Below are 22,381 nucleotides of genomic sequence, written 5' to 3' on the forward strand. Positions count from 1 at the left end.
ACTATTGCTTAAAATTGAAAATTCCAGATTGCAACCAATTTTTATATTCTTCAACACCTACATAGCTTATAGTTGGATGACTTTGATTCAAACTATTGCCATTTAAATCTGTTAAAACATATAACGGCTGTGTATTAGTTTTGTATTTTGAAATCATAAAATCTGTCCATTTATCGCCTATAGTTTCAATTATAGCACCAGTAGTTTTTGAAGTAAACTGTTGATTTTTTGGCAACTCTCTTTTATCATCTACATACAAAGAAATAACTACAAGATTATTTTTTAAAATAGAAAGAACTTGAGCATCAGACCATACTGTATTTTCCATTTTTCTACAATTGACACAGGCAAAACCTGTAAAATCCAACATAATAGGCTTATTCACTTTTTTAGCATAGGCTAAACCTTTGTCGTAATCATCAAAAACTATAAGTTGATGAGGCCCATATTTAGCACCTTCAGGTAAAATGATATCATTTGATGAAGAATGTTTTGTTGAACCTATACCAAAAGGACTTTCGCTGTATTCAATTGGTGGAGGAAATGCATTAATTAATTTCAATGGAGCACCCCAGAGTCCGGGGATTAAATAAACAGTAAAAGACAGCACTAGCAGTCCCAATGTTAATCTGCCCACTGAGATATGAACAACTGGGCTGTCGTGTGGCAAAGAGATTTTTCCAAAGAGATACAACGCTAATGTTCCAAAAATGGCAATCCAAATCACTAAAAAAACTTCTCTTTCTAGTAAATGCAATTGTAAAACCAAGTCCGCATTTGATAAAAACTTGAATGCCAAAGCCAATTCTATAAATCCTAAAAACACTTTTACCGTATTAAGCCAACCACCCGATTTTGGCAGGGAATTCAACCAACCCGGAAACATGGCAAATAGCATAAAAGGCAAAGCCAATGCTAATGAAAAACCAAACATGCCTATTATGGGCGCTATTCCTCCTTTGGAAGCAGCATCTACTAAAAGTGTTCCTACAATAGGTCCTGTACATGAAAAAGAAACAATTGCTAATGCTAAAGCCATGAATAAAATACCAATAACTCCACCTCTATCAGCTTGTTTATCGACCTTATTAGCCCATGAATTAGGTAACATAATTTCAAAAGCGCCAAGGAATGACGCTGCAAAAACAACCAATAAAACAAAGAAAATAAGATTAAACCAAACATTGGTAGACAAGGCATTTAATGCATCTGCACCGAAAATCCAAGTAACCAAAAGACCTAAAAAAACATAAATTACTATTATCGAAATACCATAAATAATAGCGTTCTTTTTTCCACCTGCTTTAGTCTTACTTTGCTTGGTGAAAAAGCTAACCGTCATAGGAATCATAGGAAAAACACATGGCGTCAGTAAAGCTGCAAAACCCGATAAAAAAGCAATTAAAAAAATAGACCAAAAACTTCTGTTTGAAGATGCTTCTTGAGTAACATTGGTGATTTTAGCTACATCTTGCGATTTTACCTCAACTTTTTCTTCTTTTTGAGGTTCAGCAACTATAGTTTTTTCGAATGATTTACTGCTGTCTATTGCATTTAAGCTTTTCTCCTCAACTAGGACTTTAGGAATTGTGAATTGAAAGTTCTTCTCTAAATTAACACATACTTGTTTACACACCTGATAATTCAAGACGACCTCAACCTTCGACAATTTAGAATTTACTACTTGTATTTCCTGAGTAATTTTAGCGTTCTTTTCAAAATAGGTTTCGTTCACACCAAAGACATCGTTAAAAACAGTCTGGGTTTTACTTTCTTTGGCTTTGCCAACCAACTCATAATTGCCTTCTTTATTTTTAAAACTAATCTCTAACGGCAGAGCACCGCCATCTGCTGTATATTGCGAATACATGTGCCACTCTTTCTCTATGATTCCGTTAAAAATTAGAACATAGTTGTTTTGAGATTTTTTTTCAATTTTGGTAGTCCATTTTACAGGATCTACAATTTGTGCTTTTGAGTTAACAAAAGCCATCACAGCAACTATTATAAAAAGTAACTTTTTCATTATACAACTGTTATTTTTAGAATTTCTTTGGTAGTACTATCGATTGCAAAACGTTCATCTTGACGCATCCCAATAATCCAAACAATTTGATTATTAGAACATAAAAGCCAAGCCTTTTCTTTTTCAATCAATGATAATTTCTCATCTTTAAAAAATTTACTCACTTTTTTTGACTTTCCTTTCATACCAAAAGGCTGAAAAGAATCTCCTTCTTGCCAACGACGCAAAACCAACGGAAATTGCAATTTCATTTCATCAACAAATATACTTTTTATTGAAGTCTCACTTATGTCAGGTACTTTACAAATGGAAAGATTTAAGGGAACTTTAACTTCTTTCTGATTTTTAGTAATAAAAAATTCTTTCTCATCGTTGATTACTTCCAAAGGACTCAAAATCAAATAGGTTCTATTCTTTAGCAATCTAAAATGGGAAGAAAAAATTTGTTTACCCGATTGACTGTTGACCAAATCATAAATATCGTCCCAAGCTGAAAAGCCAAACTCTCTAAGCCATTGATACAAATATGAAGTATAATTGGGGAGTTTCTTCAATTTCTTTAAATCAAAATGAATTTCTTCTCCTATCTCTTTTGCCACCTGGTGGTAAACCATAATAGAAGCATCCTCTACCATTACCTGAGCTTGTTGCAAATAATCTTGTGTTTTTTGAAATGAAGCAATAAAATCAGGAGTTAACTCTTTTAAAACTGGTACTAAATCATGTCGAATTTTATTTCGCAAATATTTATCCAAAGCATTGCTGCTATCCTCTCTCCACTGGATTTCATTTTCTTTAGCATAACCCTCAATCTCCTGACGAGAAAATGCCAAGAATGGACGAATTACTTTGTCATTTTTTTTAGGAATACCCGATAATCCATCTAATCCAGTTCCTCTGGTTAAATTGATAAAGAAAGTTTCTAAATTATCATCTGCATGATGCGCAGTTAGAATATAATCGAAAGTATGTATCTCTAAAAGTTCGTAAAACCAATTGTATCGAAGTTCTCTAGCAGCTACTTGAATAGAAAGTTTATAATCCTTTGCAAAAGACTTCGTATCAAATTGAGATATGAAAATTGGGATTGAATTTATATCGGCATAGTTCTGAATGAAATTTTGATCGTCAAAACTTTCTATACCCCGCAATTGAAAATTACAATGTGCTATGGCGATTTCATATTCCAGTCGTTGAAATACGTGAAGTAAAACCATACTATCAACACCGCCGCTGACGGCAAGAATCAATTTCTTTCCTTCCAAAAATGGAAAATTATGAGCAATGTGATTTTTTAGTTTTTCTAACATATTCAAAAGTAATTATTTCTTTTGATAGTAGCTCAAAACTTCGCTCATTGCTTTCGCTTTAAGAATACATTCTTGGTATTCTTTTTCAGGAACAGACTGAGCGGTTATAGCACTTCCGACAGAAAAAGACACGTATTTATTTTCTTGATTGTACAATATACTTCGAATAATAACATTGAAATCGAAATCACCATTGGGAGTAAAATAACCCACCGCACCGCTGTACAGCCCACGTTTAGTTTCTTCTAATTCTTCAATTATTTTCATGGCAGAAACTTTTGGAGCTCCAGTCATACTTCCCATTGGAAAAGAATTTTTAATTGCTTCAATAACAGAATATTGAGAATCTAATTTTGAAGTAATAGTTGATATCATTTGATGGACTTGCAAAAACGAATAAATGCCACACAATTCTTCTACTTGAACAGAATTTTGCTGAGCCGTTCTCGACAAATCATTGCGAACCAAATCGGTAATCATAATATTTTCTGTCCTTTCTTTAGGGTCTGAAGCCAAATGAGTCTTAGATTTTTCATCTTCAATTGGATCCAAAAATCGCTGTGCCGTTCCTTTTATAGGTTGTGAAATCAGCCGTTCACCTTCTTTTTTTAAATACCGTTCTGGTGAGGCAGACAAGAGAAACTGTTTGTTATTCTTTAGAAAAACGGCAAACGGAGCTTTTGAAATACTACTCAACTTTTCAAACTTTTCAAATGGATTTATTTCGGCATTTTCAGCAAAAAATTCCATACAAAAATTAGCTTCGTACATATCGCCACGATGAATGTATTCCAACATTTTGGATACTTTTTCGAGATACTTTTCCTTAGAAACTCTTTGTTGAATTCTCACTGAACTTTCATTTTCAACTTCCCAATTTTGGCTAGTAATTATTTCAGAAAAATCCTGTTCTATCTCGTCCTCACACATGTTAAGATAGTGAACCTCAAGCTGATTTTGTTTTAATAGAAATATCTTTTTAGGCTGAAAGAAATACAAATCTGGAAAATTCAAACCATCAAAATTATTGGATTGCAAGGCTTCGACATCATTTTTTAAATCATAAGCCATATACCCAAAAAGCCAGTCTCTGGTCGTTTGTTGGTATTGTTTTAAATCTTCAAAAGCGTTGTAATAATCGGTTTTTATAGATGTAAAGGCGTCAACAGCTAGAATACAATCGTAACTAGAATATTTTTGATTGTAATTGTAAGCTGAATTGCTATCTAGAAAAATAATTTCGCGGTGTTGTTGAGACCAAAAAAGCAATTGTTGTTTCAGCTGATTTGGGTTTTCAATAGTATAAAATTTTGATGTTCTCATAGTATAAAATTTTGATGTTCTCAAAGAAATAGCATAATTTAGGCTTCCAAAATTACAATAATTTAGCTGCTTTTTTCATACATTTGATTGTATATTAACAAACAAACCAAATGAATTATGAAAATTGCAACCATCATTATCCGAATTCTTATTGGACTTTTACTGCTATTTGCTTCTGTTAGTTTCTTTTTGAAATTAGTTCCTGAGCCTGTTACAACTGGAGATTTCAAAGCTTTTCAAGTAGGTTTAGTCGCCTCTGTCTATCTAATGCCTTTGGCAAAAACAGTGGAACTACTCTGCGGATTAGCGTATGTGTCTGGAAAATTTGTAAGCTTAGCCAATATTGTAATTTTACCCGTTTCACTAAACATTTTACTTATTAACTACTTTTTGACGCCCGAAAATTTGCCCATAGCATTATTTGTATTCCTTGGAAACTTATTCTTAATTTACAGATATTGGGACAATTATAAAAGTGTGTTTACTATGTAGTCATTATTATTTTTAAATAAAACCGAATTGACCTGTTTCATCGTAAAAATGGAACAGGTCTTTTTTTTGAAATAATTTATGCATAAAAAAATCTTGGCACACTTTTTATAGTAACAAGAATATTCCTTTCTATCTAAATTGATTTTAACTATCGATAAAAAATTACTTATTCGTTTTCAAAATTAAAAACAACAATTTTCAATAAGTACTCTTTTTATTAATCACTTTTTAAAATCAATTATCTATGAAAACAATCACAAAATTAGTTGTCGCAACATTCATTCTAGCGATAATGTTGTATTCTTGCAAACAGTCTGAGGCACCAGCTGAAGATGGTGCTTCAGAAAACGTAAAATCCGAAAAAGACGTCGTCTCTTCGTCTGCCGCCGTTGAGAAAAACGACAGCAATCGAAAATTCATACGAACTGCCGATATTAAATTCAAAGTTAAAAATGTACCTCAGTCTACTTATGCCATTGAAAATGCAGTTGCAAAATTTTGCGGTTTTGTAACCTATACTAATTTACAAAGCACTATTTCTGAAAAAACTAAAACTAAGATAAGCCAAGACAGTACACTAGAAACGATAAAATATGATGTAGAAAACAACATTACTATTCGTGTACCTAATAGACAACTAGATACCATTCTAAAAACCATTACAAAACAAATTGATTTTCTAGATTTTAGAGTGATTAAAGCCGATTACGTTTCCTTGCAAATGCTCTCCAATCAATTGGTGCAAAATCGAAGTGCTTTACACGAAAAAAGAATTCAAAATGCCATTGATAACAAAGGTAAAAAACTACATACAATTATTGATGCTGAAGAAAATTTGAATGCAAAGAAAGAGGCCTATGATAACAAGAAACTTGAAAATCTTTCATTGCAAGACCAGGTAAACCTTAGCACTTTGACATTACAAATCTATCAAAGAGAAACAATCAAACAAGAAATTGTAGCTAATGAAAAGGTATACAGAGAAAATATCGGTTCCAAAATACTCAACGGATTAAAAACAGGTTGGTTCCTACTTGAAGAAATCATAGCATTTGTAGTTCAACTTTGGTCTCTGGCTTTAATAGGAATCGTAGGTTATTTAGTCTACAAAAAGTGTTTAAAACAACATAACTAAAATAAAAACCCGATAGTAAATGCTATCGGGTTCTCTATTACAACTTTTCATAAATGGTAACTACACGTGCAACGCTCTATTATCAGTAGCTGCTAAGGCCGCTTCTTTAATGGCTTCAGCAAAAGTAGGGTGTGCATGACTCATTCTAGCAATGTCTTCGGCAGAAGCTTTAAACTCCATAGCCGTTACAGCTTCAGCAATCAAATCGGCACAACGAGCACCAATCATGTGAATGCCTAGAACTTCATCTGTTTTTGCATCGGCAAGGATTTTTACAAATCCATCGATATCGCCACCAGCACGGGCACGACCCAAGGCTTTAAATGGGAAACTTCCTGACTTAAAATTCACTCCTGCTTCTTTTAATTGCTCTTCTGTTTTTCCAACAGCGGCAACTTCAGGCCAAGTATATACTACTCCGGGAATTAAATTATAATCGATATGTGGTTTTTGTCCTGCTAAAATTTCAGCTACCATAACCCCTTCTTCTTCAGCTTTGTGTGCTAGCATAGCGCCACGAACAACATCACCAATCGCATAGATATTTGGAACATTGGTTTGCAAATGGTCGTTTACTTCAACCATTCCTCTTTCTGTGAGCTTTACTCCTGCTTTATCAGCATTCAATCCATCTGTATAAGGGCGACGTCCTACAGAAACCAAAGAATAATCCCCTTCAAGAGTTATGGTTTCCCCTTTTGGATTTTCAGCTTCAACGGTAACAATGTTTCCTTTTCTTTCCACAGATTTCACTTTGTGAGAAAGATAGAATTTCATGCCTTGTTTTTTCAAGACTTTGGTCAATTCTTTCGACAATGAACTGTCCATTCCAGGAATAATTCTGTCCATGAATTCAACCACAGAAACTTGTGCTCCTAAACGAAGGTAGACTTGTCCCAATTCAATTCCGATGACACCACCACCAATGATTACAAGGTGTTTAGGTACTTCTTTCAATTTCAAAGCTTCTGTAGAAGTAATGATTCGTTCTTTGTCAATTTTTATAAAGGGTAAAGATGACGGTTTTGAACCCGTAGCAATTACTATATTTTTAGCTTCAATAGTTTCTGATGTCCCATCTGGTTTAGCAATAGCTACATGAGTAGCGTCAACAAAAGAGCCAAGACCTTCAAAAACGGTAATCTTATTTTTATCCATCAAAAATTTCACACCGCCAGAAGTTTGGTCAACAACCGCCTGTTTTCGTACAATCATTTTCTCTAGATTTACTTTTACTTCACCAGATACTTCAATTCCATGATCGGCAAAATGTTGCAATTCTTCGTAATGATGTGATGAAGCAAGTAACGCTTTTGACGGTATGCAGCCTACGTTGAGACAAGTGCCGCCCAAGGTGGAATATTTTTCTATAATAGCAGTTTTAAAACCCAATTGTGCACAACGAATAGCAGATACATATCCGCCTGGTCCTGAACCTATAATGACTACATCAAATGAACTCATAATTTGTATTTATTTTTTAATATCGCAAAATTAAAGAATAAAGTTTGGTTTGAAGCTTAATTTTTAAGTTTTTTGAAATACAAATTCTACACTTGAATCGTTCGGCTTTTCTTTTATTTTTTATACGAATAGGACTACAATACAAATTTGTTTGTCGGGGTTTTTATACACATTAACGAAAATAAGATGACATTGATTTATTGAGAAAATATTAATGCTAGGTTTGTTTCATAATTGACACGATTTAGAACTCTAACCCCAAATTAATTTCTATAGTCATGAGAAACCTACAATTCATATTCTCTTTCTTTTTGGTGAGCTTTTCGCTTAGCGCACAAAACGTATCTATCCCTGATATCAATTTTAAAAACAAGCTTATTTCATTAGGTATTGATGAAAATAATGATGGTGAAATCCAAAAAAGCGAAGCTAAAGAAGTTGAAGAATTAGATATTTCCAATTCGTCAATTAGTTCTATTCAAGGAATTGAAAGTTTTAAAAAACTGCGCAAGCTAAACTGCAGCAATAACTCTTTAACTTCATTACCATTTGATATTAGTGAGCTTCACGAATTGAGATGCAGTAACAATCAACTTACAGAGATCAATAATTTGAGTTATGAAACTCAAGAGTTAGACATCTCTTACAATAAAATTAGTACTTTATCACTTCCTGCATCGGCCAATTATTATTATTTGAATATTTCTGGAAATTTATTTACCTCAGTTGAATTCAATGATGTCACACTAGAGTATTTCTATTGTAATGATACTAAACTTAATGCTTTAGATTTTTCTACTGTGAGACGATTTAGTGAGACCATTTCAATAAAAAACAATCCAAATCTTGAATCGATAAATTTCAAAAATGGAAAATTTGATTTGTGTTATGTGATGTATGGAGGTTGTCATTTTTATTTAACGATTTCTAATAATCCAAATCTAAAAAATATTTGTGCAGACGAATTCAACCACGAAGGACCTACTGTAGTTACTGAAACAGAATATTTTCAATCCTATTACAATTTACCAAATATTACATACAATGCATTGTGTTCTAATAATTCGGGAAAAGAATTAGGTACAGTTTCTCAACAAAATGCATCATTATCAGACTATAAACTGTATCCAAATCCAGTTCAGAATATTTTGAATATTGATACTGAAAATTTTGTTTCCATTTCATCAATAAAAATATATAACACTATTGGACAAACAATAAAAGAGTATTCTAAAGAAACGCTAACCAAACATGTTGAACTTTCTCTATCTGAATTGAAAACCGGAAGCTACTTAATTGAAATTGTTTCCAATGAAGGAAAAACAACTAAGAAATTCATTAAATTATAATATTCATCATTGATAAAAAAACCGCTCCAATTGGAGCGGTTTTTTTTATGAATTCAATATGCCTTTGTGAATTAAAATACGATGATTCAAAAATTTTAACCTTTATTCAGCTTACTATTTTTATAACCGTACAAAAAGTAAAAAATCAAGCCCAAAACCAACCAAGTTCCAAACCACATCCAATTGGAAACAGCCATACCTGTTAGTAGATAACAGCAAGAAATCAAGCCTAAAAGTGGAATAAGAGATAAGTTTTTAAGAAAAGACATAACCGTCATAACGATACAAACCAATACAAAAACCAACATTGGAATATTAGTTGCCATTTTTTCCACTGAAAAATCAAAAAGACTAGAAAAAAAATCTGGTCTAAAATTAAATAACAATACGGTTCCGGTTAGTACAAGTATTGGAAAAATAAATTTCGAATTAACATAAGGTATTCTAAACTTCCCTTTGGTAGCTCTTTCTGCCATTTCTTCTTCACTTTGTGGAGAAAGCATCAACACACCACCACAAACTAAAACAAAAGCAAATAGAGTTCCTATACTAGTGAAATCCAAAACAAAATTTTCATCCGTAAAGAAAATCGGGATACCTACTACCAAACCTGTTACAATAGTAGCAAAACCAGGAGTCTTGTACTTGGGATGAATCTCTGAAAATTTATTAGGCATTAAACCATCGCGACTCATGGTCATCCAAATTCTGGGCTGTCCCATTTGAAAGACCAACAAAACACTTGTCATGGCAACGACAGCCGCAATAGAAACGATAAACAACATCCACTTAACACCTTTTAGTGCAAAAATTTCTGCCAATGGATCGCTTACTCCCAATAATTCATAGGATACCATACCTGTAATTACGAGTGCCAAAACAATAAAAACTAAGGTGCAAATTACCAAAGAATAAATCATTCCCTTAGGCAAATCCCGCTGTGGATTTTTACTTTCTTCTGCTAAAGTAGAAACAGCATCAAAACCAATATAAGCAAAGAAAACCGCAGAAACTCCTGCCATAACTCCACCAAAACCATTCGGCATAAAAGGAGTCCAATTGTCTATATCAACATAAAAAGCCCCTACAATAATGACTAAGGCTATAATAGCTAACTTAATATAAACCATTGCATTGCTAAAATTCTTAGACTCTTTCGTACCTCTGTAAACTAAATAAGTAATCAAAAGATTAATAACAACCGCTGGTAAATCAAATATAATTTTTAGTCCCCCAATAACAGGAGCATTGTTCCATGCATTCAATCCCTCAATACCTTTTTGAGCCACAAAAGCATCTTGTGCAGACTTGTAATTTATGGTTAACCATTCTGGTAAATGGATATGAAACGTTTCTAATAAATTAGTAAAATACCCACTCCAAGAAAAAGCAATATAGATATTACCAATGGAGTATTCCATAATCAAAGCCCAACCTATTATCCATGCAAATAATTCTCCAAATGAAACATAGGCGTAGGTATAAGCACTACCCGAAACAGGCACTCTTGATGCAAACTCAGCATAACACATGGCTGTAAATCCACAGGCAACTGCACACATCACATACAATAATACTACCGCAGGTCCTCCTGAAAAACAAGCATTTCCAATGGCACTAAAAGTACCTCCTCCGATGATGGCAGCAATACCAAAAAAAGTTAAATCTCTTACCGTTAATACTTTGTGCAGCCCTAAGAACTCACCTTCTATATCTCCACCTTCTTGAACAATAACTTTTGCAGATTTTTTTCGAAATAAATTGGATAAATTCATATCACATTTGTAGTTTATTGGTGTACTTAAGCAAAACAAATATAACATAATTTCATAATGATATACAAAACTGAACAAATTAGCGAGCATAGCTAAAATCTATTAAAAAATAAATTTTAAACATGAATTATCTATACTTATGCTATTTTTAATGTGTATATTTGTTAGTATTCAATTTAAAAAAATAAGCAATCAATAAAAATTTATAATTAAAATTAAATAATTAATAGTATCTATGGAACATTCAAACGACATTAGTAAATGCCCATTTCATCAAAATCAAAAAGGTTTGAGTGATGGTGTAAAAAACCACGATTGGTGGCCTAAAGCACTCAACCTCGATATTCTTCATCAACATGATACCAAAACCAATCCGTTGGGTGGAGAATTTAATTATGCTGAAGAATTTAAAAAACTAGATTTAGAAGCACTTAAAACTGACTTAAAAAACCTAATGACAGAAAGTCAATCTTGGTGGCCAGCCGATTGGGGTCATTATGGTGGACTATTCATTCGAATGGCATGGCACTCTGCTGGAACCTACAGAATTGCAGATGGTCGCGGTGGTTCTGGAACTGGAAATTTAAGATTTGCACCTCTCAACAGTTGGCCTGATAACGGAAACTTAGACAAAGCCAGAAGGTTGTTGTGGCCTATTAAGAAAAAATACGGTAATAAAATCTCTTGGGCAGATTTGATGATTCTAGCGGGTAATATGGCTTATGAATCTATGGGATTAAAGACTTTTGGATTTGCTGGTGGTCGTGAAGATATTTGGCATCCAGAAAAAGATATTTATTGGGGTGCAGAAAAAGAATGGTTGGCAAAATCTGGTGGAGAAGGAACAAGATATTCTGGAGAAAGAGACTTAGAAAATCCCTTAGCAGCCGTAATGATGGGATTGATATATGTAAATCCTGAAGGTGTAAACGGTCAACCTGATCCTTTAAAGACTGCCCATGATGTGAGAGTAACCTTCCAAAGAATGGCTATGAACGACGAAGAAACGGTTGCTTTAACTGCCGGTGGTCACACTGTTGGGAAAGCTCATGGTAATGGAGATGCTTCAACTTTAGGTCCAGAACCAGAAGCAGGTCCAATTGAAAATCAAGGTTTCGGTTGGATTAATCCAAAAGGCGGTGGAGCAAATGCCGTAACCAGCGGATTGGAAGGCTCTTGGACAACACATCCAACACGTTGGGATAACGAATACTTCCATTTGCTATTAAACCACGATTGGGAATTAAAGAAAAGTCCTGCTGGAGCTTGGCAATGGGAACCAACCAACATTAAGGAAGAAGATAAACCTGTTGATGCTTACAATCCATCTGTAAGAAAAAATCCAATTATGACCGATGCTGATATGGCTATGAAAATGGATCCTGCATACCGAGAAATTTCTGAGCGTTTCTATAAAGATCCAGCATATTTTTCAGAAGTTTTTGCACGCGCTTGGTTCAAATTAACGCATAGAGATTTAGGGCCAAAAGAACGTTACCTTGGTGCTGATGCACCAAAAGAAGATTTGATTTGGCAAGACCCAATTCCGAAGGTAGATTACACGCTTTCTGATGCTGAAATTGAAGAATTGAAAGTAAAATTATTAAACAGTGGCTTAACAAGAGCGGAACTAATCAACACCGCTTGGGACAGTGCGAGAACATTCAGGGGTTCTGACTTTAGAGGTGGTGCAAATGGTGCACGAATTCGATTGGCTCCGCAAAAAGATTGGGTTGCCAATGAACCAGAGCGATTGCAAAAAGTATTGAATAAATTGGTTGAATTACAATCTTCATTTAGCAAAAAAGTAAGCCTTGCAGATTTGATTGTCCTTGGCGGAAGTGCAGCCATAGAAAAAGCAGCTCAAGAAGGTGGATTTGCTGTAAAAATTCCATTTTATGCAGGTCGCGGTGATGCTTCACAAGAAATGACTGATGCTGAATCCTTTGAAGTTTTGGAACCAACAAACGATGCTTTCAGAAACTTTATGAAAGCCAAATATGTTGTTCAACCCGAAGAATTAATGCTGGACAAAGCACAACTTCTTGGTCTAACGGCATCAGAAATGACAGTTCTTATTGGCGGAATGCGTGTTCTTGGCACCAACTATGGTGGAACAAAACATGGTGTTTTCACTGATAAAGAAGGTGTCTTAACTAATGATTTCTTCGTGAATTTAACCGATATGAACTATTCCTGGAAACCTGTTGGAGATAATCTTTACAACATTGTAGACAGAAAATCGGGTGCTACAAAATGGACTGCAACAAGAGTTGATTTAATTTTTGGTTCCAATTCTATATTGAGAGCTTACGCTGAAGTCTATGCACAAGACGATAATAAAGAAAAATTTGTTCAAGATTTTGCCAAAGTTTGGTCTAAAATCATGCTTTTAGATCGTTTTGATTTAAATTAAGAATTTTCTAATTACAATTGTTTTACAAAAAAACCGCCTTTTTAAGGTGGTTTTTATTTTTTATGCAAACAATCAAAAGATAAATTATGGATTGTGGAATTATTGTACTAATATTTTGTAAGAAATATATTGATAATTTTTTTCTATTATTTAATCGGAAAATATAATAAATATCATGTTTTTATCCCTGAGCTATTTATAATTTTGCGCAGAGATTAATTAACAACATAAAAATAAAAATCATGTCATTAGTAGGAAAAAAATTCCCAAACATTACCGTAGATGCCATCTCATTCATGGGAGATAATTTAAGAATTAATGTTTTAGAAGAAGCGGTAAACAATAAGAAAAAAGTTATTTTATTTTGGTATCCAAAAGACTTTACTTTTGTATGTCCAACAGAATTACACGCTTTTCAAGCAGCACTTGAAGATTTTGAAAAAAGAAATACCATGGTAATTGGTGCTTCTTGCGATACCAACGAAGTACATTTCGCTTGGTTGAATACTCCAAAAAACAATGGTGGTATTGAAGGTGTTACCTACCCAATTTTAGCTGATACAACACGTAATTTATCTGCAGCTTTAGAAATTCTTGATGCAGAATGGGTTTATGATGAAGAATTAAACGACGAAATCTTAGAAGGTTCTAATGTTACTTTTAGAGCTACTTACCTGATTGACGAAGAAGGAAAAATTTTCCACGAAAGTGTAAACGACATGCCATTAGGCAGAAATGTAAATGAATATTTACGATTAATCGATGCTTACACTCACGTTCAAACTAAGGGTGAAGTTTGTCCTGCCAACTGGGAAGAAGGAAAAGAAGCAATGAATGCTGATAGACTAAGCACCGCTGCTTATTTGTCACAAAACTAATTAAATATCAATCATAATCGCAATGACAATATCAATTGAAATAAATTGAATTTTGATAGTGTCATTGTAATTGAAATTTTAAAACCATGTTAATTGAATTAAACGAAGATAGGTTACAAGATCTAGTAGCATCTAACAATAAGGTAGTCGTTCAATATTCAGCATCTTGGTGCGGGAATTGTAGAATTATGAAGCCTAAATTCAAAAAATTAGCTTCTGAAAATGAAGAAATTACCTTTGTTTTGGTTGATGCTGAAAATGCTCCAGAATCTAGAAAGTTAGCAAATGTTTCTAATTTACCAACATTTGCCACATTTGTTGGTGGGAAATTATTGAATGAAACTCAAACTAATAAAGCCGAAGTTTTAGCTGAATTAGTTGGTGAAATTTCAGCAAACTAATACCATGAAACTACCAGTAATAAAACATTTGACGCAATTTATTGAAGAAAATGACCAAGATTACCTGATTGAAACCATTGAGGTACTAGAAGCACTAACCATAGTTCCTTCATTAAAAGATGAAGAATTAGATGTCATAGGTGAATTAATTTCCAATATGTATGGTGCTTTAGAAGTTCACAAAATGGTGAAAGAAGGAAAAGATAAAAAAACAGCTTTGAACGACTTTATGAAACGAGTTTTAGGCTCTATTGACAAATAGTTTTTTAGATTATCAGTAAAAAAAAACGTCTTGTGTTATTACAAGACGTTTTTTTTAATGTTTAGAACAGTGCTTAATCTTTCACACCCAATTTGGTTAGAATGTCTTCCATTAAACACCATTTGGTTATAGACGATTGTAAAAGATTAGCTCCTACAAAAGCAGTAAACCACAACCAATTTTGACTCACATAAATTGACAGAAGTAAACTTATCAAGATAAAACTTCCAGCGATGGCTCTAATAATTCGATTTTTCATGTTTAATTTGATTTTTCAATTGTTAAAATTGCAAAGTGAATGTGCGATACTGTCTCTTGTTGCTGGTTAAAGGTATCAATTGCAGCACACACAATTTCAACATTTTCTTTTGCAACAAAGGCGTAAAATATTACGGATTCATTTTCGTTCATCTCGGTACCAAACCAGTTGTTTTCCAGAGCATCCTCAGAAGCATTTCGGTAACCTACCACTTCTTTATAAGAGTAGTTTTTAACATTGGCATTTTTAAGAATTTGTTTCACTTCTTTTTCAAATTCTGCTACTGCGGTTATTAAAAGTAGTTTCATAATTTCTAGGTATTAGGTAATTCTTTATCTGATGATTTCTCCCATTTTTTTCTTTCGGTAATGTAATAAATGATTGGCACTACCAATAAGGTTAGAATGGTAGAAACAATAGCTCCGAATACTAATGAAATGGCTAATCCTTGAAAGATTGGATCAAAAAGTATGATAGACGCTCCAATAACAACTGCACCAGTAGTTAATAATATTGGTGTGGTACGAACAGCTCCAGCCTCGATAATGGCTTGCTTTAATGGAATTCCTTCATGCAATCGGATTTCGATAAAATCGATAAGCAACACCGAGTTTCTAACCATTACTCCTGCCAATGCAATCATTCCAATAAAAGAAGTAGCTGTAAAGAAAGCACCTAACAACCAGTGTCCTAATACAATTCCAACCAACGATAACGGAATCGCCATCATCATTACCATTGGTGTTTTAAAGTTTTGGAACCAACCCACAATCAACATATAAATGACTACGATGACCACCATAAAAGCGACTCCTAAATCACGGAATACTTCTAATGTAATTTGCCATTCGCCATCCCATTTTATAGTAAAATCACTCTCATCTGAGGGTTGTTCCATATACAATTCGTTCACTTTATAACCTTTAGGTAAGTACATTTTTTGCAATTTTTCGTTCATCCCTAAAATAGCATATACCGGACTTTCTAATGCTCCAGCCATATCAGCCGTAACATAGACTACTCTTTTTTGATCTTTTCTGTAAATGGTTTTCTGTAAGGTATCTTGAACCACTTTGACCAAATCACTCACTGGAACAACGTTTCCGTGACTTCCTTTTATTTTCAGATTTTCGATGTCTTGCAACGACGTTTTATCCTTGTCGTCAAGCGAAAGAACAATTCCAACATTATCATTAGAATGTTCATCATACAAATTGGAAACTGGATATTCTTTCATCAAATACGTCAGATTGCCAACCACTTGTTGTGGAGCTATGCCGTTTAACATCGCTTTTTCTTTATCGACTACCAATTTATATTCGGTTTGATTATCTTCAGTCATCCAATCAACATCCACAATATCGGAAGTCGTTTCTAGAATACCTTTCACCTGATGAGCTACTTTAATTTGATCTTTATAATCGGGACCATAAATCTCAGCAACCAAAGTCGATAACACTGGTGGTCCTGGTGGAACTTCGATAATTTTCACGTTAGCACCATATTTTTTGGCAATCTTTTGCACTTGAGGACGTACTTCCTTTGCCAACGCATGACTTTGCATATCGCGATCTTCTTTGTGTAACAAATTCACTTGAATATCAGCCATATTACTTCCGCCACGCATATCATAATGACGTACCAATCCGTTAAAAGTAATCGGTGCCGAAGTGCCAATATAATTCTGATAACTCACCACTTCGGGAACCGTAGAAAGGTATTGCGCAATTTCTTGTGTAACGGCTGCTGTGCGTTCTAACGTAGTACCTTCGGGCATATCAATAACCACTTGGAATTCATTTTTATTGTCAAAAGGTAACATTTTTACCACTACCGATTTGGTGAAAAACATCAGTACCGAACCTATAAGTAATAACACGGTAACACCTACTAAAAGACGACGTTTTTTGCTGCTATCCAACAAAGGACGCTCTAGTTTGTTGTAAATTTTATAAATCCACGATGTTTCCAATCCTTGTTCAGCTTTATGTGCTTGCTCCTCTTTTTCTTGTAGCAAATGGTAACCTAAATAAGGCGTAACCGTTAGGGCAACAAACAACGATAACAACATCGCAATCGAAGCCCCAATAGGCATCGGACTCATATAAGGTCCCATCATACCCGACACAAAAGCCATGGGAAGAATGGCTGCAATAACCGTGAATGTGGCTAATATGGTTGGATTTCCTACTTCATTTATGGCATAAATAGCAGCTTGTTTGAACGGTAATCGCCTCATTTTGAAATGACGGTGCATGTTTTCGGCAATGATGATACTGTCGTCAACTACAATTCCCACGACAAAAACCAAGGCAAAAAGCGTAATTCGATTTAAAGTATACCCTAATAAATAATAAGCGAATAACGTTAAAGCAAAAGTCAATGGAACCGAGAAAAACACGACCAACCCGCCACGCCAACCCATTGCAAAAATCACTAGAAGTGTTACCGCAACAATGGCAATTCCCAAGTGCATCAACAACTCGCCTACTTTATCGGAAGCCGTTTCTCCATAATTTCGGGTTACTTCTACGTGAACATCGTTGGTTATGAGTGTTTTCTTAAGTTGTTCTACTTTCTCCAAAATCTTCTCAGAAATCTTCATGGCATCGGCACCTTTTACTTTTCCGATAGAAATGGTTACCGCTGGGTATTCCGATTTATTTTGAGCGAATTTATCGTTGGCTTTTCCGTATCCGAAAGATACATAGCTACTAGGAGTAGATGGTCCGTCTTGAACTTTAGCTACTTGCTTTAAATAGACTGGCATGTTGGCATTAACACCCACAACCAAATTCTCGATATCTTCTGAAGATTTTAAAAATTGTCCCGTTGTCAACAAATATTCTTTATCGTTATTGACAAAAGCACCCGATTGCGAGCTTCCGTTATTGGCCTGAATCATTTGCATAATTCCCAAGGCATCTACTCCATTTTCAGCCATTTTATCTTTGTCCAAAACTACTTTCACTTGACGGTTTCTGCCACCAATCTCTTTTGTAATGGCAACATCTTTTACTTTTTCAATTTCAGATGTTACTTCTTCGGCTACTTGACGGATTTCAAAATCGTTCATTTTATCGCTCCAAAGCGTCAATCCCAACATCGGAACATCGTCTATAGAACGTGTTTTTACCATAGGTTTGTAAACACCTTGAGGAAACATATTCTCGTGTTTTGCTAATTCGTCGTACAATTTCACATACGAACGCTCCACATCTTGGCCTACAAAAAACTGAACGATTAACATAGCTTGACCATTCATAGCCATACTGTGTACGTGTTCTACACCTTTAATATTGGAAATAATCTTCTCCAAAGGCTTTACCACGCGACTTTCTACTTCACTAGGGCTTGCCCCAGGATAACCCACCATTACGTCGGCCATCGGAACATTGATTTGTGGTTCTTCTTCTCTTGGAATCAAAAAAGAACTGTATACACCAATAATCATCAAACCTACCATTAACAAAATGGTCAGTTTTGAATTGATGAAAAAATGGGCTATTTTACCTGATATACCTTCTTGCATTTTTTACTTTGTTTAAAGTTTTTATTTGAACTAGAAAACTGCGACTGATTACTGAATACTAACTTTAGCTCCGTTGTACAATTTACCTTCTGCAGAAACAATATATTGTTCGTTAGCCGATAATCCAGACAACACTTCTACTTGATTTCCGAAAGTTTTTCCGATGCGCAACCATCTTAAAATGACAGTATTTCCATTACCTATAGTGTAAATTCCAGTAAGTTGACCTTGTTTTACCAAAGCGGTTTCGGGTACTAAAACTTTATCCGATGTAGTGGCAACTTGCTGTTTGTTTGCTACAGGAAATTGTACGTTGACAAACATTCCTGATAAGACTTTACTTCCAACATTGTTTAAATTGACTTTAACCAAATATTGTCCACCCGTATTTTTTGCCGAACCACTAACTTCTGTTACTGTTCCTGACAATTCTTGATTTGTTGATTTTACAATTACTTTGGCTTTCATACCGCTTTTAATCGAAGTAATATCACTTTCTGAAACCATAGCTGTTACTTGCAAATGTGAAGCTCCTTCGATGCTTACCAACGGCATTCCTGGATTGGCCATGTCACCTTCTTTTACAAAAGTGTTGGTGATTTCTCCTGAAAATGGAGCCGTAATATTCGAATAAGAAAACTGTGCTAATACTTCGTTACGCATTTGTTTGGCAGCATCTAAACCTGCTTTTGCCATTTCGTAGCGCGAGGTCATATCGTCTAATTCTTTCTGAGAAGCACTTTGTTGTGCAAATAATGCTGTGAATCTGTCAAAGTCTTTTTTAGCGTTATTATAAGCAGCAGTGGCTTGCATAATAGCAGCATCAACTTGCGCTTTTTTGGCTTGCAAATCGGTATTGTTAATACTCAATAAAAGTTGTCCTGCTCCTACTTTTTGTCCGACTTTAACGTGAACTTTAGTCACATAGCCCATCATTCGAGTAGAAACATTAGCACTGTTCTCAGCTTCAATTTTTCCACTTGCGGTTACGAATTCACTGTTGTTATTAGGAGAAACTCCACTTACTTTTACTGGAATTGCTGGTTCGTTATTGGTTGTTTCTTTCTTGTCTCTTCCGCAGGATAGGAATAAGAATGTTGAAAGGGTTAGGATGATTATTGTTTTTTTCATTTTAATATCTTTTTAATTGTCATTTGTCTTTGTTCTGTTCTCTTTATTCTATTCTCTTACTTACTCAAAAATTGTAAATATTGTTTGGTAAAATTGTATTCGAAAACCGATTGTAAATGCTCTAATTCCTTTTGAATCATTTGCGATTCCGACTGCAACAAATCGGTTGTTTTTTCTAAACCTTGTGAGAACCTATTTTGACGTATTCTATAAGCTTCTTGTGATTGTTCCAATGCTAATCCTGATAGGTTTACTTTATTTTCGGCATCTTTTAATTGACGATTGGTTTTACTCCATTCCAATTGGCTTTGAGCTTTATATTGTTCTTTTTCTGTATCGGATTTTTGAGATTCAGCTTTTGCCTTTTCGTATTTTCCAATTGATGTGTAGCCATCAAAAATAGTCCATGACAGTTGTGCGCCTACTAGATATCCTTTAGCGGAAGTTCCAAAAAGATTTTTATCGTACAACTCATAGCTTCCAAAAGCATTCAGTCGTGGTAAGAATCCCATTTTAGTCGATTGCATTATATCAGCATAGGCTTCAGACGACTTGACCATCGCTTGAATGTCTTTTCTGGAATCGGATAATGAAGCATTTGTAGTTTCAACTGAAATAGTATTTTCTAGTTCTTCTGTTGGTTTGTAGGTTTTACCTTGAGTATCTTCATTTACTAAAAAAGCCAAATAATCTGAGGCATTTTGCACATTACTTTTGGCATATTGTAATTGGTTTTCGATTTCATTGACATGCACTTGAACGTTTAACAAATCGGTTTTTTGTAGCATTCCTTGTTTGAAATAATTTTCTACTAACTTCAAATTGGCTTTACCCGTTATGCTGGCTTTTTCTAAAACTTTCACAGCTTTATACGCCAATTGCAGTTGCATATAGGATTTTGAAATCTCTAATTCTAAATACTCTTTGGTGCGCTCGGTTTGCAGCTGATAGGCTTCCATTTTTGCTTTAGCGGCTTGCCTGCCGTACATTCCATCGATGTTAATTAAAGGCTGTTGAATTTCTATTTTAGTGGCAAAATTTTGAGTTCTTACGGGATTATTCAACAAATCGGGATTAAAATCCATTGGGGTTAGAATCGTTTGATTCAATTTAGACCCAAAAGCCATCAACGGATTGGTAGTGACCATTCCGGTATGAGACACATTAATATTGGGTAAAAAAAGAGCGTTAGATTGATGATAATCTGCTCTAGCCGATTGATAGTTTTTTTCAGCTATTTTAATTTGTAGGTTCTTATCGGATAATTTTTGTAGTAAATCGCTCTTTGAAATTGCTAACGTATCCTGGGCATAATTTACGTTTGAATTTAAAGCGATTCCTATGAAAATGATAAACTTGATTTTCTTCATAATTGTATTTCTTAATTATGAAGCAAAAATAGAACGGTAAAAATGCGCTTACAGTCACAAATGTTACAAAGGAGACTTTTAAAAAAAAGTGCCTGATTTCTCAGGCACTTTTTAAACTATTAATCATTCATCTGTTTTATTCTTTAATGTCATCAGAATGGTGTAGGCTCCTTTTGTGACTATCTTTTTGTCTTGTATGGATTCTGGATTCAAAATTTCAACAAATCCGTTTTCACTATTTCCAGTTTTCACCTCGGTCATTCTAAATTGATTTTTGTTAATTGTTACAAAGACGTATTCCTTACCATCAAAACTTACAATTGCGTCCTGAGGCAAGGTCATAACATCATTACTTTTTAACTCTATATCGGCATTCATATACATTCCAGGTAATAATGTTTTGTCATAATTTTCAAAATGACAATGCACATCGGCGGTATGCTCATCTATAGATAAATCTTTACTAATCAAAAGAATATCGCATTTGTATTTTTTATCAGGTTGATTGTTAGTATAAGCAACCAATTTTTGTCCTATAGAAAGTTTAGTGATGTCTTTTTCAAAAATTTTCAAATTCAAATGGATATCCGAAGGATTTATTAATTCAAATACTACATCGGAAGGATTTACATATTTTCCGATATTGACATTTACTTTAGAAACAAATCCATTAATGGGTGCATAAATATTGACACTTTTAGAAATAGTTTTTTCAGATAAAGTAGCAGGATTGACATTGATTAATTTCAATTTTTCACCTAATGCACTCAATGTGATTCGCAGGTTTGAATATTCTGAGTCAGCCAATTGGAATACTTTGTCGCTGCTGGCTTGATTTTGGTTTAATTCTTTCTGACGTTCGTATTCTTTTTGTGCATAAAATAATTTAGACTTTGTAGTCAGATAATCCTGTTGCAATTGCACATATTGTTGGTCTTCCATTGTGGCAATGACCTCTCCTTTATTGACGTGTAAACCGGGTAAAAGATGAGTAGACTTGAGGTAGCCTCCTAAAGGCATACTCACTGAGACCAAGTTTTGTGGTGGAACATCAATTTTTCCATTTACTTTTAATACTGATGAAATACTTCGCTTTTCGAAATTTCCAGTTTCAATTGTAGCATTTTTTAATTGTGCGTCTGTTAGTGAGGCTACATTACTTGCAAGTGTCGCTTCGGGCGTTTTTTCTTCGGTGCTTTTTGTATTGCAACTAACCATCATTAAAAGAAGTAAGCTGCCTATTATGTTATTTTTCATA

18 protein-coding genes are annotated in these 22,381 nt (G+C 34.3%); 7 read left to right on the plus strand and 11 right to left on the minus strand.

The window, feature by feature from the left end; translation table 11 throughout:
* Nucleotide 1 precedes the first annotated feature (1 nt).
* The 3 genes from AC23L6_RS04995 to AC23L6_RS05005 are packed head-to-tail and all read right to left on the minus strand — an operon-like array spanning nucleotide 2 to nucleotide 4,659.
* Nucleotides 2-2,026, minus strand: a complete 2,025-nt coding sequence (locus AC23L6_RS04995) for a protein-disulfide reductase DsbD family protein (RefSeq protein ID WP_487561124.1) — start codon at nucleotides 2,024-2,026, stop codon at nucleotides 2-4.
* The gene (gene tilS / locus AC23L6_RS05000; protein ID WP_487561123.1) at nucleotides 2,026-3,336 is read right to left on the minus strand and encodes a tRNA lysidine(34) synthetase TilS; all 1,311 of its coding nucleotides are present in this window, start codon (nucleotides 3,334-3,336) and stop codon (nucleotides 2,026-2,028) included. Before tilS ends, AC23L6_RS04995 begins: the two co-directional genes overlap by 1 nt.
* A gap of 12 nt (nucleotides 3,337-3,348) precedes the next feature.
* Nucleotides 3,349-4,659, minus strand: coding sequence for an anthranilate synthase component I family protein (locus tag AC23L6_RS05005; RefSeq protein WP_487561122.1), 1,311 nt, complete (start codon nucleotides 4,657-4,659; stop codon nucleotides 3,349-3,351).
* 117 nt (nucleotides 4,660-4,776) lie between these two features.
* Here AC23L6_RS05005 and AC23L6_RS05010 point away from each other — a divergent pair, with 117 nt between their 5' ends.
* Nucleotides 4,777-5,151, plus strand: a complete 375-nt coding sequence (locus AC23L6_RS05010; RefSeq protein WP_487561121.1) for a DoxX family protein — start codon at nucleotides 4,777-4,779, stop codon at nucleotides 5,149-5,151.
* A gap of 244 nt (nucleotides 5,152-5,395) precedes the next feature.
* The gene (locus AC23L6_RS05015; protein ID WP_487561120.1) at nucleotides 5,396-6,286 is read left to right on the plus strand and encodes a DUF4349 domain-containing protein; all 891 of its coding nucleotides are present in this window, start codon (nucleotides 5,396-5,398) and stop codon (nucleotides 6,284-6,286) included.
* A 60-nt stretch (nucleotides 6,287-6,346) separates the two neighbouring features.
* Here AC23L6_RS05015 and lpdA read toward each other — a convergent pair whose 3' ends face one another.
* Nucleotides 6,347-7,750 (minus strand): dihydrolipoyl dehydrogenase, encoded by a 1,404-nt coding sequence (lpdA, locus tag AC23L6_RS05020; RefSeq protein ID WP_487561119.1) that lies wholly within the window; start codon nucleotides 7,748-7,750, stop codon nucleotides 6,347-6,349.
* A gap of 278 nt (nucleotides 7,751-8,028) precedes the next feature.
* Here lpdA and AC23L6_RS05025 point away from each other — a divergent pair, with 278 nt between their 5' ends.
* Nucleotides 8,029-9,099 (plus strand): T9SS type A sorting domain-containing protein, encoded by a 1,071-nt coding sequence (locus AC23L6_RS05025; protein ID WP_487561118.1) that lies wholly within the window; start codon nucleotides 8,029-8,031, stop codon nucleotides 9,097-9,099.
* A 95-nt stretch (nucleotides 9,100-9,194) separates the two neighbouring features.
* Here the strand turns inward: AC23L6_RS05025 and AC23L6_RS05030 are convergent, their stop codons facing one another.
* Nucleotides 9,195-10,874: an amino acid permease gene (locus AC23L6_RS05030; protein ID WP_487561117.1), complete on the minus strand. Its 1,680-nt coding sequence runs from the start codon at nucleotides 10,872-10,874 to the stop codon at nucleotides 9,195-9,197.
* Between the two features lie 235 nt (nucleotides 10,875-11,109).
* Between AC23L6_RS05030 and katG the strand changes: the two genes are divergently transcribed.
* From katG to AC23L6_RS05050, 4 genes are all read left to right on the plus strand, one after another.
* Nucleotides 11,110-13,290, plus strand: a complete 2,181-nt coding sequence (katG, locus tag AC23L6_RS05035) for a catalase/peroxidase HPI (protein ID WP_487561116.1) — start codon at nucleotides 11,110-11,112, stop codon at nucleotides 13,288-13,290.
* Between the two features lie 242 nt (nucleotides 13,291-13,532).
* Nucleotides 13,533-14,168, plus strand: a complete 636-nt coding sequence (locus AC23L6_RS05040; protein ID WP_487561115.1) for a peroxiredoxin — start codon at nucleotides 13,533-13,535, stop codon at nucleotides 14,166-14,168.
* 86 nt (nucleotides 14,169-14,254) lie between these two features.
* Nucleotides 14,255-14,569: a thioredoxin family protein gene (locus tag AC23L6_RS05045; RefSeq protein ID WP_487561114.1), complete on the plus strand. Its 315-nt coding sequence runs from the start codon at nucleotides 14,255-14,257 to the stop codon at nucleotides 14,567-14,569.
* 4 nt (nucleotides 14,570-14,573) lie between these two features.
* On the plus strand, nucleotides 14,574-14,831 hold the full coding sequence (locus AC23L6_RS05050; protein ID WP_487561113.1) for a DUF6952 family protein: 258 nt from the start codon (nucleotides 14,574-14,576) through the stop codon (nucleotides 14,829-14,831).
* A gap of 73 nt (nucleotides 14,832-14,904) precedes the next feature.
* Here the strand turns inward: AC23L6_RS05050 and AC23L6_RS05055 are convergent, their stop codons facing one another.
* From AC23L6_RS05055 to AC23L6_RS05080, 6 genes are all read right to left on the minus strand, one after another.
* Nucleotides 14,905-15,090, minus strand: a complete 186-nt coding sequence (locus AC23L6_RS05055) for a YgaP family membrane protein (protein ID WP_487561112.1) — start codon at nucleotides 15,088-15,090, stop codon at nucleotides 14,905-14,907.
* A gap of 2 nt (nucleotides 15,091-15,092) precedes the next feature.
* Complete coding sequence (locus tag AC23L6_RS05060) at nucleotides 15,093-15,398, minus strand: hypothetical protein (protein WP_487561111.1); 306 nt, start codon at nucleotides 15,396-15,398, stop codon at nucleotides 15,093-15,095.
* Nucleotides 15,399-15,403: 5 nt separating this feature from the next.
* Entirely contained in the window at nucleotides 15,404-18,622 is a 3,219-nt protein-coding gene (locus tag AC23L6_RS05065; protein ID WP_487561110.1) for an efflux RND transporter permease subunit, read from the minus strand.
* A 48-nt stretch (nucleotides 18,623-18,670) separates the two neighbouring features.
* Complete coding sequence (locus tag AC23L6_RS05070) at nucleotides 18,671-19,753, minus strand: efflux RND transporter periplasmic adaptor subunit (RefSeq protein WP_487561109.1); 1,083 nt, start codon at nucleotides 19,751-19,753, stop codon at nucleotides 18,671-18,673.
* A 56-nt stretch (nucleotides 19,754-19,809) separates the two neighbouring features.
* Nucleotides 19,810-21,123 carry a TolC family protein gene (locus AC23L6_RS05075; RefSeq protein WP_487561108.1) on the minus strand — a complete coding sequence of 438 codons (1,314 nt, stop codon included), beginning with the start codon at nucleotides 21,121-21,123 and terminating at the stop codon, nucleotides 19,810-19,812.
* Nucleotides 21,124-21,246: 123 nt separating this feature from the next.
* Nucleotides 21,247-22,380 carry an efflux RND transporter periplasmic adaptor subunit gene (locus tag AC23L6_RS05080; protein ID WP_487561107.1) on the minus strand — a complete coding sequence of 378 codons (1,134 nt, stop codon included), beginning with the start codon at nucleotides 22,378-22,380 and terminating at the stop codon, nucleotides 21,247-21,249.
* Nucleotide 22,381 lies beyond the last annotated feature (1 nt).

The sequence above is a fragment of the Flavobacterium sp. R1_16 genome (genome assembly GCF_057652095.1).